Below are 15,052 nucleotides of genomic sequence, written 5' to 3'. Positions count from 1 at the left end.
GGCGCTACTCCTTATCAAACGAAACGTCAGCGACGGGAAGCTCAATCGTAAAGACCGAGCCGTGCGGATCCGCCGCGGCAACCTCTATGCTACCGCCATGCGCTAACGCAATGGAGCGGCAGAGCGAAAGACCCAGACCCACGCTGCGATGGCTGTCGGCCAAACCGTGGTTGGCGGTGTAGAACGACTCAAAGATCCGCTCGCGGTCCTCGGGCGCAATGCCCGGGCCGTCATCGGCCACCGAGCACGCCACGCGTCCATCGTCGACGCTAATCGAGATCACGATGTGCGAGCCTGCAGGCGTATAGGTGATGGCGTTGTTCACCAGATTGACCACCAGCTGCACCATCAGGCGCGCATCGACATTGACGAGCGCCGGCTCATCGCACGCCACCACCTTAAGGTCGTGCTCGCGCACAGCCGGATTTACGTGGCGCAGCGCCTCCTCGACGATATCGTCCATGAGCTCGAGCGTAGTCGACAGATGCATACCGTCGCCCTCGAGCTTGGTGATGGCAAGCAGGTTCTCGACGGTGGCGTTGAGCCATTGCGCATCCGAGCGAATGGACAGGAGCAGGCCGCGACGCGTCTGGGCGTCGAGCACGGCGGTGCCGGTCGAGCCCTGGTCGAGCAGCACGTCGGCATTACCCGAAATACTGGTGAGCGGCGTACGCAGATCGTGTGAGATGGAGCGCAGCAGGTTGGCGCGCAGCTGCTCGTTTTTGGCGAGCACCGCCGCCTCCTCGCGGGCTTCCATAGCGCGGGCGCGGTCGAGTGCCAGCTCGCCTTCGCTCACGATGGCATCGGCAAGTGTCCGCTCCTCGGGCGTCAGAGCATCGGACTCGGCGACAATGGCGAGTACCCCCACCACCGAGGCGGGATCGCCCGCGCGTACCATGGTGTCGCCCGAGCGCACCGTCAGGTATATACCGTAGAACGCCGAGCCGCCATAGGTGGCATCGAGCGGCGTTCCCACATAGGCGGACGCCGAGAGTCGCGGCGGCATCTGGGGCGTCAGCTGGTGCACCGGCGCGGCGTCACCCACGGCCGTGTACGTCGCACGCGGCAGCAGGTCATCATCGTCGGCGTCGGCGCTGTACCACACGACCGGACAGCCCGAAAGACGAGCCAGCTGCGTGGCCATGGCATGCACAATCTGCTGCTGATCGGCACACCGCTGCAGCATGCGGTTGGTCTCGAGCACCATATGCGTGCGACGGTCGCTGGCAGCAGCCTGCGCCAAGGCGCGGCGCAGGGCCAACGCAATCGAGCTCGACACAAGCGAGACCACAAACATGATGAAGAACATGCCGGGATAGACGCGGTCGATAAACGACAGCGAGTAGCGCGGATCGACAAACAAGAAGCTGTAAAGCGCCACGGCGGCAGCCGAGCTCAACAGGCAATACAGGCGGCTCCAGGTGAAAAAGGCGCACAGCTGCACGGCAAACACGTAGACGATCATGATGCTGGGAGCGAGACCGGGGCGGTCGAGCAGCACGCCCACAATCGTCGCCGCTAACAGCAGCCCCGCCGCCACGCAGATGTCGTACAGAGGGCCGCGACGCGTCGACGTCGTGCGCCGCCACCAAAAGTTATCGGCAATATCGCCGTCCGCATGGACGTCCATCAGCGCCCCGCCCCTCTCTCAAAAACAAAAACCACCACAAAGGGAACAGGCACCTTTGTGGTGGTTTTCCCTCGTGGTGGTTCTAAGTGTAAAGCCTTCTACGACCGGCAGCCGCTAGACAAACAGCACGTGCGCGAGCAGGGCACACACGCACACCGCTCCAAATACCAGTGCCACGATCGAAATCACGCGATCGGCCATGTCCATGTTGGCACGGTTCGTCAAAAACCGATCTTCGTCAGCATCGGCGCGTACCTCACGCACCATCTCGGCAAACACCTCGCGGCCATCAAGCATCTTTGCATCCATGCTTGCCTCCCCGGTCTCAATCTTGTCCATCAAAAACCAACTCCATGCAACCCGTCGGCGCCTACGGGCGCTCGTTGGGAGCCAGGCGCTGCATCTTGTTCACAGCCTTGAACTTGGTGAACAGCGGCACATACTCAAAGCTCACGTTGGAGTTCTCCAGGCCATACCAGCGCGCAGGCGTGCCGGCGGCGCGGCGGATGATGTACTTGAGCGTGATGGCCGTACGCTCGCTCGGCTCCACGTCGCTTTCGGGCGCCAGAAGCTTACGGATCATGACGAACTTGAACGTGCCGATGTTACCCGGATCCTTGTAGACCGAGTAGTCATGCGTCTGCGGCGGCAGCTCGCCGGTGGCAGCCAGGTCCTGAACAACCTGACGCAGGTAGGCATTGACGCGCTGGTTGATCTTGTAGCCCAGGTACAGATGCACGCGGAACACGTAGTCGGTGCCGAACGTCTCGACAGAATAGGCAAAGGTGTGCGGTTCGTCCATGGTCTCGACATTCACAAACCACCAGGCGTGGGCACGCTTGGGATGCTTGTCCAAGATCGAATAGACGATATCGCGGTCGATGTAGTCGGTATGGGTGTCCTTGGTCAGGTACACGATGTTGTCGCTCATGCGCTCGTAACGGTCGTCGTCGCGCAGACGCTTGAGCTGCGGCAGGTAGCTACGCAGCGGCAGCAGCGTAAACTGGCGCTGCTCGACCGCCGTGCCGTTGTACCAGCACACCATAATGCCCATGATGAGTGCAGCCATGAGGATGGTGAAGTAGCCGCCGTGGAAGAACTTGGTGAGCGAGCTCACAAAGAAGAAGCCTTCGAGCAAAAGGAAGAAGGCCGCGAAGATCCACGGAGCAACCTTGAGCTTGCGCTCCTCGTGCAGGTAGAAGAAGAGCAGCAGCGTGGTGCACATCATAGTCAGCGTAATGGCAAGGCCGTAGGCGGCTTCCATATGCGCCGAGTTCTGGAACAGCAGCACCACGATGACGCAGCCGACAAGCATGACGTTGTTGACCATGGGGATGTAGAGCTGGCCTTTGGTCTCGGCAGGGTAGAAGACCTGCATGTGCGGCATGAGGTCCAGACGGCTGGCCTCGGACACCAGCGAGAATGCACCGGTGATGAGCGCCTGCGAGGCAATGATGGCCGCGACGGTGGAAAGGCCTACGGCAAACGGGCGCAGGCCCGGGGCGAGCATCTGGTAGAACGGGTTGAGGTCGGCAATGCCCATGAGCTCGGGGTTGGCAGCGTTGTTCATAAGCCAAGCGCCCTGGCCCATATAGGAAAGCAGCAGGCAGCACTTAACGAACGGCCAGGTAGCGTAGATGTTGCCGCGACCGACGTGGCCCATGTCGGAGTAGAGCGCCTCGGCACCGGTGGTGGCGAGGAAGCAGCTGCCCAGAATCATGATGCCCGCGTGGTTGTTGGGGCTCAACAAAAAGGCGATGCCGCGCACCGGGTTGAGGCACAGCAGCACGGCGGGGTGCTGGAAGACAAAGAACAGACCCGTGCCGCCCAGGAACAGGAACCACAGCGTCATGATGGGGCCAAAGGCGTGACCGATCTTGGCCGTACCGATGCGCTGCACCAAGAAGAGCGCGATGATGATGGCGAGCGTAATGGCGACGACGCGGCCCTGATCATCACCGAGCACGGCATGGACCGCCGGGATGGTGCGCAGGCCCTCGATGGCCGTGGTAACGGTAACGGCCGGCGTCAGGATGCCGTCGGCGAGCAACGCGGCGCCACCCAGCATGGCGGGGATGATAAGCCACTTGCCACAGCGCTTGACCAGGCTGTACAGGGCAAAGATGCCGCCCTCACCATGGTTATCGGCGCGCAGCGAGATGAGCACATACTTGATGGTGGTCAGCAGCGTGACCGTCCACACGACAAGGGAGAGCGCGCCGAGCACGAACTCCTCCGTCACGCTTCCGATGCCGCCGTTGCCGGCAACGAGCGCCTTGGTTACATACATAGGGCTGGTGCCGATATCGCCGTACACCACGCCCAGCGTGACGAGCATCGCCGAGATGCTCACAGGAATCGCAGCGCGCGAGGCTGCCTCCTTGGCCTTTTGTTCCATAAGCCGGTTTCCTCCCAACTTTAATGTTCGAAGGGATTATAGGTAATCGGCCCATGTTTTAATGCACTGTTTTCCCAGCTAGATAAAGATTTATACAGTCTTTAGGCTACCGCGGCGATATGAAATATGACAAAAGGACTGTCCCCTTGTCACATTCGTCATTTTCCGAGCCAGTTTTTGAACCACCATTCCATGGATCGGCTCATCTCGGCCATAAAGGGACTGGTGTGTTTGCGGGTGTAGATATCCACCACGCGCTCGCCCACCTCGCGGGCGTGCGGGCGGAACATCGCATCCATCTCGGCCACCTGAGCATCCATAGTCGCGGCATCGGCGCGGCAGTAGCGCTCCTCGTGCACCAGGTTCACCACGGGATGCGCAATGGCCGGACGCTCCTTACGGGGCGTGCCGATGATGAGCATCGACAGCGGCATGGTATAGGGCGGCAGATCGAGCAGCTCGGCAACTTCCTCGGCATTCTCGACGATATCACCGATATAGCAGCTCCCCAGGCCCAGGGCCTCGGCGGCAACCACGGCGTTTTGCGCGGCGATCACGGCATCCTGCGCCGCGATGGCAAAGTCGCCCAGACCCGGCGCACGACGGGGAGACTTGCCCGTACGCTCTATATACTCGGGCTCAAAGCAGCCCACATGCTCAAACAGATCGATCCACTTGGCATAATCGACCACAAATATGAGTGCCCAGGGCGCCTTGGCGATCATGGGCTGATGGTCGCACAGGTCGGCCAGGCGATCGAGCGTGGCCTGCTCGCGAATACTCACGATGGAATACATCATCATGGCGCCTGCCGACGGCGCGCGACTCGCCGCATGCAGAATCGCCGCCCGCTGCTCGTCGGTCGCCGCCACGGGACGGTCGTCGTCATCACGCGCAAAGGCACGCGTGGAGGAACGGTGCTCCAACGTGTCCAGCACCGCGTTGCCCGTGGTCTCGACCGGATAGCCGCCCGCGTCCATGCCAGCGCCCACGTCGCCCGCACTCGTCATACAAACCTGCTCGTTCATCGCCTCATCCTCGCTAATTCTTTAAGAAGCCTTTACGTTTCCGTGTAATTCCCGTCCATTATCGCGCAGGTCGCCACTACATTGCGCCACACCGCCACACGTGCGCGTTAATATGGCTGGTTGTTGTGCGCAGACACCAATTGCAGCGCATATCTTGGTAACAATCGGGTAAACCCCCGCTTTCGTACGTTTTAGTTTGTGAGGAGTCTCAGCATGTTCGCTGCCGCCATCTCGCTCGTCGGTCTTGCGGCGACCGTCTACCTTGTCTTGCGCGAGGCCAAGGCCATTCGCGCTCAGTCGGGCACCGTTGCCAAAAGCGCTCTTGGGTGGAGCGTCGCCTTCGGCCTGTTCCAGGTCTTTTTGACTATTTGGGGCGCCGTGGGCCTCGTCGCTCAAAACGAGCCGCTCGCCTTTGTGATGCTCATCCTGACCAACGCCATCCTCACCGGCTGCGCTTGGGCCAGCATCGCACGCGACCGCATCGCCCCGCGCGTCTTTGCGTTCGCCGCGCCCGACGCCCCCGCCCCCACCGGCAAGCTCGCCCGCCTGCGCGGCGCCTTTGTGGGCAAACCGCTCGTCGCCGCCGTCCTGTGCCTGCTGCTCGCCGGCGTCTTTGCGCTGCTGGGCATGGAGGTATCGTCCAACCACGACTTTACCTGGGTCTACCCCCTGTGCATCCTGCTCGAGTGGGCCATCATCACCACGCTCATGGTCGGCTTGTTCTTCCTATTCCAGCGCCACGGCGCAGCCCCCGCGGTCCTGGCCTTTGCCCTCTTTATCCTGGGCATTGCCGAGTTCTTCGTTATCACGTTTAAGTCCATGCCCATCCAGCCGGGCGACCTTTCGGCCATCTCCACCGCCGCCGCGGTCGCCGACACCGGCTACACCTTCTCCATCTCGCTGTTCTGCGTGCTGTCCATGGGCTTTACCGCCATCGCCATGCTGCTGTGCGAGTACGCTGGCCTGGTGGCACCGCACCGTCAGAAGGGCGCCGCCAACGCCAAGCGCATGCTGCTCACCAACCTGCTCGTGGCCGTGCTGTGCCTGGGCGGTGTGACCGCGCATGTTACGCTCATCGACTACTACAACACTCTCGGCATCACCGTCTACACCTGGCGTCCGCTCGAGAGCTACTGGCGCGAGGGCTACCTGCCTGCCTTTATTAGTGCGGCACAGTCCATCAAGCCGCCCAAACCCGCCGACTACTCCGTCGACGATGCCAAGGCCACGCTCAAAAAGTACGCCAAGGCCTACGACAAGTCCGACGCGGCCAAGAGCGACGAGCGCGCCGCCGCCCAGGAGCAGTTCGACAGCGAGAAGCCCACGGTCATCGCCATCATGAACGAGACGTTCTCGGATCTGTCGATCTACCAGAACATGCGCGCCGGCTACGAGGGTCCGCAGTACTTTAAGAGCCTGTCCGACTGCCTCAGCCGCGGCAAGCTCTACGTGAGCGCCTACGGCGGCGGCACCGCCAATACCGAGTTTGAGTTTATGACCGGCAACTCCATGGCCAACCTGGGCTCGGGCGTGTACCCCTACACCATCTACAACATGGAAACGACCGGGAACCTGGCAGAGCAGTTCAAATCGCTCGGCTATTCCACCACGGCTATGCACCCCAATCACGCAACCAACTGGAACCGCGAGAACGTCTACAAGGACTTTGGCTTTGACCAGTTCCTGTCCATCAACGATTTCCAGGGAGCCGACACCTTGCGCGGCATGGTGACCGACCAGGCTACCTACGACAAGATTCTTGAGCTGCTCGACCAGAACGCCGATCCGCAGTTTATCTTCGACGTGACCATGCAGAACCACTCGGGCTACGATACGGGTCTGCTGCCGGTCGACAAGCAGATGCACCTCAACATCGACACGACCGATCTGGACGCCAAGACCGTCGAGGACGGCACGCTCTCCGATGTCGACGAGTATGTCTCGTGCATCGAGCAGTCCGACCAGGCGCTTCGCTACTTCCTCAACGCCCTGAGCAAGCTCGACCGTAAGGTGGTCGTGGTGTTCTGGGGCGACCACCAGCCGTTCTTCCCGTCCAAGTTCAACGATAAGTGGTTTACCGGCGAAGACGATGCCACGCATCAGGAGCGCCTGTGGCAGACCGACTACATCATTTGGGCTAACTACGACGTTGCCGGTTGCGACCAGACGAGCGAGGTCGACGACCTGTCCACCAACTACCTGTCCACCCAGCTTATGCAGCTGATCGGCGCCCCGCTTTCCGACTACCAGAAGGCGCACATGACGCTGCGCGAGTCGCTGCCCGCTATCAACTCGGTGGGCTACGAGGACGCCAGCCTGCGCTGGGCGCTTTCCTCCAACGTCACCGGTGACGACGCCGATGCCGCAGCCGCCACCAAGGCGCGCGAAGATTACGCCAAGATGCAGTACTACGAGATGTTCCGCGACGGCAAGAACGTGTACACCGAGCACTTCCAGACCGAGGCCAACGAGACCGACCCCAACCTGGCACCGGGTACGACCAAGATCAAGTAGCGACTAGCTGCGAGTTCATAACTGAAACGTCTGTCCGGGCGGAGGCATATAAGGTTCCCTGCTCGGACAGTCCTGCGCAAGACGAAGGCCACATTAAGTGGCCTCCTTTGCGTGCGGAACTCGCGATGAACCTTACATACCTCCGCCCGGACAGACGCCCTGTTGTTGGAGCGTGGCTTGTCATAGGGGTATCCGCAACATATATAAGTTGAAGGCCACGTCATGTGGCTTTTTTTGCATCCGGAAACCGTGTCCCAGAATTCACGTCCGGAATGGGATGCTGTTTCCGCTTGTGGCTCCGTTGGGAAACTGCATCCCACTCCAAAGGCAAATTCTGGGACGCACTTTCCGAAACCCCATCCATCCGGAAAGCCCGTCCCACTCTGAATACATCCAGCGAACATATGCGAGCGTGTTGTCCAGAACGGCCTCGTCATCGGGGTGATGGAAAATGCCACCCCAAACGCTTGCCACGGAGCGACCTCGTGTCAAGAAAAAAGCCTCGAGAATCTCGAGGCTTTCACGTTTGTACGATTGAACGCGCGGCACCGCGAACGGCGAAGCTACTCCCCCAGCACGGCCTTTTTGGCGGCTGCGGCCATGTTATCCAGATCTTCCTTGGTGGGATGGTCCTTCGCGGCAACCCAGTTGTCGAGCAGCATCTTATAGCGCGCGTTGTCGGGATCTTGCTCGAGCATGGCCTCGTAGCGCTGCTTGACCGCGGGGCCCATCTTGCCCTGGCACATCGCCCAGCCCGCAAGCTCGGCATCCCCAGCCAAATTAGAAGTTACGCGATCAATAATCTGCTGGTAATAGCTCTGGTCGGCGCCAAAACCGCAGGTGCCAAACAGGAAGACGCGCTTGCCGTGCAAAGCGGAGAGCAACGCCGCGACCGAAGGTGTGCACGCGCCCTTGTCGCACCAAAAACCGACGAGCACCGTGTCGGCCGCGCAGGCGCCCTGCGCCTCGAGCGCAACCTGATCTGCATCCGCATCGTCGCTCAACGCCGCGGCATGGACAAAATCAACACCCGCAGCCTGCAGAGCGCGCTTGATCGCGCCCGAAACCATCCTGGTATTACCGCTCTTGCTGTTAACCACCAAAGAGCACGTCATAGTCACGTTGCCTCGTTTCCCCCAAAACTAAAGCCACTATTGCAATTTATTAGATGAATATCTTAGTACTAACGTGACAGATGTAAACCACCGTCTGTCGATTGATTAATTTGCCCCACGGGCTTGCTCACTGGGCAAACTGGCTGCGGTAAAGATCAGCATAGAAGCCGTCTGCCGCTAGCAGCTCGTCGTGCGTGCCGCGCTCGATAATCCGGCCGTCGCGCATCACCAGAATGCAGTCGGCGTTGCGGATGGTGCTCAGGCGGTGCGCCACGACAAAGCTTGTGCGACCGGCCATGAGCTCGTCGAATGCCGCCTGCACCTGCAGCTCGGTACGCGTATCGATGCTCGACGTTGCCTCGTCCAGCAGCAGAATCGCCGGATCGGTGAGCATAACGCGCGCAATGCACAGCAGCTGTTTTTGACCCTGGCTAAACGTGCCGCCGTCCTCGCCGATGACCGTATCGTAGCCGCCTGGCAGCTGCACGATAAACTTGTGCGCATGCGCGCGCTTGGCAGCTTCGATAACCTGCTCGCGCGTGGCGTCGGGACAGCCGTAGGCGATGTTTTCCGCCACCGTGCCCTCGAACAGCCACGTATCCTGCAGCACCATGCCAAAGGCGCGGCGCAGGCTCGCGCGCGTGTAGTCACGCGAAGACCGGGCATCGACCATGATGCGTCCGGCATCAATATCGTAAAAACGCAGCAGCAGGTTGATGAGCGTTGTCTTGCCGCAGCCCGTGGGGCCGACCAGGGCAAAGCGCATGCCGGGTTTGGCCTCGATGCAGATATCCTGCAGCAGCTTGCGATCGGGCACATAACTAAAGTCTACGTGCTCAAAGGTCACCTCGCCACGCGGGGCGGCAAGTTCCACGGCGCCCGTCGCATCGGGCTCCTGCTCGCGCGCGTCGAGCAGCGCAAACATGCGGCGTGCCGAGGCGTACGCCGTCTGGATCTGCGTAATGACGTTGGTGACCTCGTTGAACGGCTTGGTGTACTGGTTGGCGTAGGACAGGAAGATCTGCACGCCGCCCACCGTGAGTGCCGCGGGCACGCCCGTGATCACGCCCACGCAGCCAATCACGGCCACCACGGCATAGATGATGTTATTGATAAAGCGCGTGCCGGGGTTGGAGAGCGAACCCATAAACTGCGCGCGCTCACCTGCCGCATAGAGCTCGGCGTTGAGGGCATCGAAGCGCTGCTGAGCGTTGGGGCCATAGGCAAAGGCGTCGACAAGTTTCTGCTCGCCTACGTACTCCTCGATATGACCACCGAGCTGCCCTTGAATACGCTGCTGCGCCGTAAAGCTTTTGTTGGAAAGCTTGGCGATAGCACCGGCTGCAAAAATGGAAAGCGGCGTGACGAGTACCACCACGAGCGTCATGGTCAGGTTGATGGAAAGCATAAACGCGAGCGTACCCACGATGGTAATAACACCGGTGAAGAGCTGTGTGAAGCCCTGCAGCAGACCGTCGCCCACCTGATCGACGTCGTTGACCACGCGACTCATGAGGTCGCCGTGGGCATGGCCGTCGATAAAGCTGAGCGGCATGCGGCTGAGCTTGTCGCTCGCCTCCACGCGCATGTCGCGCACCGTCTCGTAGGACAGACGGTTAACGCAGTAGCCCTGCAGCCACTGGAAGGCCGCAGCACCTACGACGACAATCGCGAGCTTGGTGACAAGCGGCAGCAACGCATCGAAGTCCACCTGTCCGGCGGCGACGATAAGGTCGATGCCCTCGCCAATGAGGATGGGCGTATAGAGTTGCAAGATCACCGAGATTGCGGCGCTCACAAACGATGCCGTAAACGAGACGCGGTGCGGGCGAACATAGCCCAGCAGGCGGCGGGTCACCGCACCCACGGGATAGCGCTCGGGGTCGCCAGGCTGGCGCGGGCCGTCGCCCAGGTCGTTGAGGTTATCGTTACCGGACACGTTGGCCGTCATCGTGGCGACCGAACCGGAGGAAGTGTACGGATTCATTTAGCAGCCCTCCTTTGCGCAGACGGATGCGGGGGCGGTCGGGGCACCTGGGGCGAGCGCGGGCGCTGTGCTCCCCCGCTGGCCCTCAAGCTCCTCGCGGCGCAGCTGCGACTGGCAAATCTCGCGATAGAGCTGACAGGTCGCATAGAGCTCGTCATGTGTGCCCAGGCCGGCAACCGAGCCGTGGTCGAGCACGCAGATCACGTCGGCATCGCGCACGGTCGAGACGCGCTGGCTCACAATCACCGTGGTCAGCGGCAGCCCGCCCTTGGCGGCACCGCGCATGCTGCGCTCGCGAATGGCATGGCGAAGCGCCGCGTCGGTCTTAAAGTCGAGCGCCGACGCGGAGTCATCCATGATCAATATCTGAGGCGAACCAACCAAGGCACGCGCGATAGTCAGGCGCTGACGCTGGCCACCGCTAAAGTTCTTGCCGCCCGCCTCGACCGGGGCGTCTAAGCCCTGCGGCTTGTTGCGCACGAACTCGCTGGCCTGCGCCATGTCGAGTGCCGCCCAGAGCTCCTCGTCGGTCGCAGCTTCATCGCGCCAGGTCAGGTTGCTGCGGATGGAGCCGCTCACCAGCGATGCGCGCTGCGGAACGGTCGCGACCACACGGCGCAGCTGGTCGAGCGGCCAGGTGCGCACGTCGGCGCCCATCACGCTCACGCTGCCGGTGCTCGCATCGTACAGGCGCGGGATGAGCGAGACGAGCGTGGACTTGCCGCTACCCGTACCGCCGATAATGCCGAGCGTCTTGCCCAGCGGGAGTTCCAGCGTCACATCGTTGACAGCATTGGCCGCGCCAGCGCCAAACGAGAAGCTCGCATGGCTCAAGCTCAGCGCGGGAACTGAAGCGACATTGCCCGGCTTGGGCAGCGCGACCGGCTGGTTGCCCTCGTCGGTGATGCCCGGCACGCAATTGAGCACCTCGTTGATACGCGACGCGCTGGCGCTCGCCTTGGTAAAGACCACGACCAGGTTGGCGACGTACACGATGGAGGTCAGGGTCTGCGTCATGTAGTTCACAAACGCCATGACCTGGCCCTGCGTAAGCTCGCCCACGCTGACCTGGATGCCGCCCACCCACAGGATGGCGCACACGCCCAGGTTCATCACCAAAAACGTGACGGGGTTGAGAATCGACGAGAGCTTGCCCACCGCGATGGCAGTATTGGCCTGGTCGTCGGCGGCCTGCGCAAAGCGCTCGCGCTCGTGATCTTCGCGCACGAAGGCGCGAACCACGCGGGCGCCCGAAAGGCCCTCGCGGCAGATAAGCGCGATGCGGTCGAGCTTTGCCTGCAGCTGCTTGTAGTACGGAATGCAGCGCGCCATGACAACCCAGAACACCAGGCCAATGGCGGGCGTGCAGATCAAAAAGATGATGCCGAGCTTAAGGTCGATGGCAAGGGCCGCGCACATGGAGCCCACCGCTAGAAAGGGCCAGCGGATGAGCATGCGCACGCCCAGCGCCACAGCGAGCTGGACCTGGTTAACGTCGTTGGTAATGCGCGTGATGAGCGACGGCGTGCCAAAGCGGTCGAGCTCGGCATAGCTCAGCTTGTTGATGTGCTTGTAGAGCGCGCCGCGAATGTCGGTGCCCATGCCCTGCGATGTCAGCGCCGCCATCTTTTGGCAGACAAGCGTAAACGAGATGCCAATCACAGCCATGGCGCCAAGTACCATGCCGTAGTGGATAACGGCGCTGACATCGTGTGCGCCAATACCCTTATCGATCATCTGGGCAATCACGAGCGGTGTAAGCAGGTCAAAGATCACTTCGATCAGCTTGCACGCAGGGCCAATCACCATATAGCGGCGAAACTTGCCACCAAAACGCCTGAGCAGCTCAATCATGTATAGGCGCTCCCTATCATCATTCACACTCAATTCGAATCATGATAGTACGGTGAGCCCAAAAGAAGCGTAAACAACTCGTCATTTCTAATGGGATTCGGTTTCCAAAGAAGCGGAAAGGCACGCGCACACCCAGCCAGTGTCGGGTCAACTAGCATGGTATATTTACATTAGTGCTACCAAGTTAGTCGCCGACCCTTGAAATGAGGTGCCGAGATGAACGACATTCTCGCAAGAAGAGCAAGACGAGCAACTGTGGGCATCGCCCTTTCCGCGGCACTTGTCGCGGGAATCGCCCCCGCAACGGCGATCGCGGCAGAAACCAGTTCCCCCACCGGTGCGGCCGTTTCGCAGACGAGCGCCACCAACGGCAATTCGGGCGCCCCGCAGACAGAAGACGCGGCCGCCGCAAAAGAAAAAGCGTATGCAGCCATGCAGGAAGCGCTCAAAAACCTCGAGGCCGCAAAAAACGCCGCAAGTCCCGAGAAAATTGCGAGATTCAATGATGACATTACCCGTTTTCAAGAGTACCGCGAAAAGATGGCGGCGCAAGCCGCCGAAGGGAGGGAACTCCTTCCCACCATGCAAGCGGACGTCGATGCTGCCCAAGCCAAATACGACGGGGCCATCAACCGGGTAAGCGAGCTCCAGGCAGAATTAGAGAAGAAACATGAGATGCTTAAGACACTCGAAGCACTCGGCTACGAGGAGTTTGTCGAAACTACTAAACAGCAAATAAAGCAGTTGCACAGTGAGATCATATCGGCAAAAACGCACGTAAACTATTGCGAAACGGAGCTCCGCGAGTTCCAGTACCGCCTCAGAAGAGAGGAAAGACGAGTTAATGACTGTGAACGTGCTGTAGAGAAATATAAAGCCGATATCGACCGGTTCACAGCCTGGCGAGATGCGCTCCTCGACAATTTGAAAAAAGCGCAAACGGCCTATGACGACGCCTGCAAGGCATACGAAGAGGCAAAGGCCGCGGCAGACAAGGCCGCCTCGCCCGAGATAACGAAACCGACCGAGACAGTGCCTCCCTCCGGCTCGACGCAACCCGCCGAGGCGACACCGCCCGTTGCCTCACCTGCAACCGGCAAAGACGCCCCATCGAGCTCCACCAAGCAGGCGAACACGAGCAGCGGCAAGCAAGCAGATACGACCGCCGGCAAGCTCGCGAACACGGGCGATGCAGCGCCGAGCGCAATCGCACTCGCAGCAGTCGCCGCCGCAGGACTCGGAATAACCGCCACGGCCACACGCCGCCTCAGGAACCCAAAATAGCTGCCAGCGGTTATTGTCTTCGCCAATCCACAAGCCAAGAGACAAAAAGAGGTCCGTTTCCCCAACCCAGGGAAACGGACCTCTTTACTTGTAAAAACAGATGGTAATGCCGCCGTCTCTTGAACCACGTAGCCATCAATGCCCAGACAACACTAGCAAGCCGCGTTCCTTAAGGGATAGATTTAATGGCTGTTAATCAAGGGGTATACGCGCACGCCCGATCAATGGCGGGCAAACCGCCTGATATACTTACAGTAGTGCTACCAAGTTAGTCGCCGACCCTTGAAATGAGGTGCCGAGATGAACGACATTCTCGCAAGAAGAGCAAGACGAGCAACCGTGGGCATCGCCCTTTCCGCGGCACTTGTCGCGGGAATCGCCCCCGTAACGGCAATTGCGGCAGAAACCAGTTCCCCCACCGGTGCAGTTGCCTTGCAGACGGAAGATGCGGCCGCCGCAAAAGAAAAAGCGTATGCAGCCATGCAGGAAGCGCTCAAAACCCTCGAGGCCGCAAAAGTTGCCGCAAGTCCCGAGAAACTTGCGGCAATCGATGATGACATTGCCGCTTTTCAAGAGATCTACGACATGGTGGTGACGGAAGCCGCCAAACGGAGGGAACGCCTTCCCGCCATGCAAGCGAACGTCGATGCAGCCCAAGCCAAATACGATGAGGCCCACAGCCGGACAAGCGGCCTTCAGGCAGAATTAGATAAGGCACTTGAAGCACTCGGCGACGAGGAGCCCAGCACAGCTACTAAAGAGCATATTAAGCAGTTGCGACGTGAGATCATGTCGGCAGAAAGGCGAGAGAAATCTTGTGAAGATGATCTTCACTCCTACCGACGCCGGCTCGAAAGCCAGGAAAGACAGGTTCAGGATTCCGAAAGTGAGGCGGAGGAAGCTAAAGCCCACATCGATGAGGACATAGCCAAGCGAGATGCGCTCCTCGACGATTTGAAAAAGGCGCAAACGGCCTATGACGATGCCTGCAAGGCATACGAAGAGGCAAAAGCCGCAGCAGATAAGGCCGCCTCACCCGAGATAACAAAACCCACCGAGACAACACCTCCCTCCGGCTCAGCGCAACCGACCGAGACGACACAGCCCACCGGCTCGTCCGCGACCGGCAAAAATACCCCGCCAAGCTCCACCAAGCAGGCGAACTCGAGCAGCGGCAAGCAAGCAGATACGACCGCCGGCAAGCTCGCGAACACGGGCGATGCAGCGCCGAGCGCAATCGCA

Annotated in this window: 10 protein-coding genes; 3 read left to right on the top strand and 7 right to left on the bottom strand. The window is 60.5% G+C overall.

Annotation, left to right across the window (positions count from 1 at the left end; translation table 11 throughout):
* Window positions 1-4: 4 nt before the first annotated feature.
* The 4 genes from I4W09_RS07970 to I4W09_RS07955 form a co-directional block, all read right to left on the bottom strand.
* Window positions 5-1,630, bottom strand: coding sequence for an ATP-binding protein (locus I4W09_RS07970; protein ID WP_196033446.1), 1,626 nt, complete (start codon window positions 1,628-1,630; stop codon window positions 5-7).
* 114 nt (window positions 1,631-1,744) lie between these two features.
* A complete protein-coding gene (locus tag I4W09_RS07965) occupies window positions 1,745-1,969 on the bottom strand; it encodes a hypothetical protein (RefSeq protein WP_196033444.1) in 225 nt (74 codons plus the stop codon).
* A gap of 31 nt (window positions 1,970-2,000) precedes the next feature.
* The gene (locus I4W09_RS07960; RefSeq protein ID WP_196033441.1) at window positions 2,001-4,028 is read right to left on the bottom strand and encodes a KUP/HAK/KT family potassium transporter; all 2,028 of its coding nucleotides are present in this window, start codon (window positions 4,026-4,028) and stop codon (window positions 2,001-2,003) included.
* 158 nt (window positions 4,029-4,186) lie between these two features.
* The gene (locus I4W09_RS07955; protein WP_196033438.1) at window positions 4,187-5,056 is read right to left on the bottom strand and encodes a nitroreductase family protein; all 870 of its coding nucleotides are present in this window, start codon (window positions 5,054-5,056) and stop codon (window positions 4,187-4,189) included.
* 213 nt (window positions 5,057-5,269) lie between these two features.
* On the opposite strand from I4W09_RS07955, the gene I4W09_RS07950 reads away from it, so the two are divergent.
* Window positions 5,270-7,570, top strand: a complete 2,301-nt coding sequence (locus I4W09_RS07950; RefSeq protein WP_196033435.1) for an LTA synthase family protein — start codon at window positions 5,270-5,272, stop codon at window positions 7,568-7,570.
* Window positions 7,571-8,133: 563 nt separating this feature from the next.
* Here I4W09_RS07950 and bilS read toward each other — a convergent pair.
* The 3 genes from bilS to I4W09_RS07935 all read right to left on the bottom strand — a co-directional run bounded on the left by bilS (window position 8,134) and on the right by I4W09_RS07935 (window position 12,526).
* A complete protein-coding gene (gene bilS / locus I4W09_RS07945) occupies window positions 8,134-8,685 on the bottom strand; it encodes a flavodoxin family protein BilS (protein WP_196033432.1) in 552 nt (183 codons plus the stop codon).
* Window positions 8,686-8,812: 127 nt separating this feature from the next.
* A complete protein-coding gene (locus I4W09_RS07940; protein WP_196033429.1) occupies window positions 8,813-10,672 on the bottom strand; it encodes an ABC transporter ATP-binding protein in 1,860 nt (619 codons plus the stop codon).
* The gene (locus tag I4W09_RS07935; RefSeq protein ID WP_196033426.1) at window positions 10,673-12,526 is read right to left on the bottom strand and encodes an ABC transporter ATP-binding protein; all 1,854 of its coding nucleotides are present in this window, start codon (window positions 12,524-12,526) and stop codon (window positions 10,673-10,675) included.
* Between the two features lie 216 nt (window positions 12,527-12,742).
* On the opposite strand from I4W09_RS07935, the gene I4W09_RS07930 reads away from it, so the two are divergent.
* Window positions 12,743-13,810 carry a PspC-like choline-binding domain-containing protein gene (locus I4W09_RS07930; RefSeq protein ID WP_117877194.1) on the top strand — a complete coding sequence of 356 codons (1,068 nt, stop codon included), beginning with the start codon at window positions 12,743-12,745 and terminating at the stop codon, window positions 13,808-13,810.
* A gap of 300 nt (window positions 13,811-14,110) precedes the next feature.
* Window positions 14,111-15,052 (top strand): hypothetical protein (locus I4W09_RS07925; protein WP_196033423.1); only part of this gene is annotated, 942 nt, incomplete at its 3' end.

This window comes from Collinsella aerofaciens, assembly GCF_015670795.1.
Taxonomy (GTDB): domain Bacteria; phylum Actinomycetota; class Coriobacteriia; order Coriobacteriales; family Coriobacteriaceae; genus Collinsella; species Collinsella aerofaciens_Q.
This window is presented reverse-complemented; position numbering and strand designations above follow the sequence as displayed.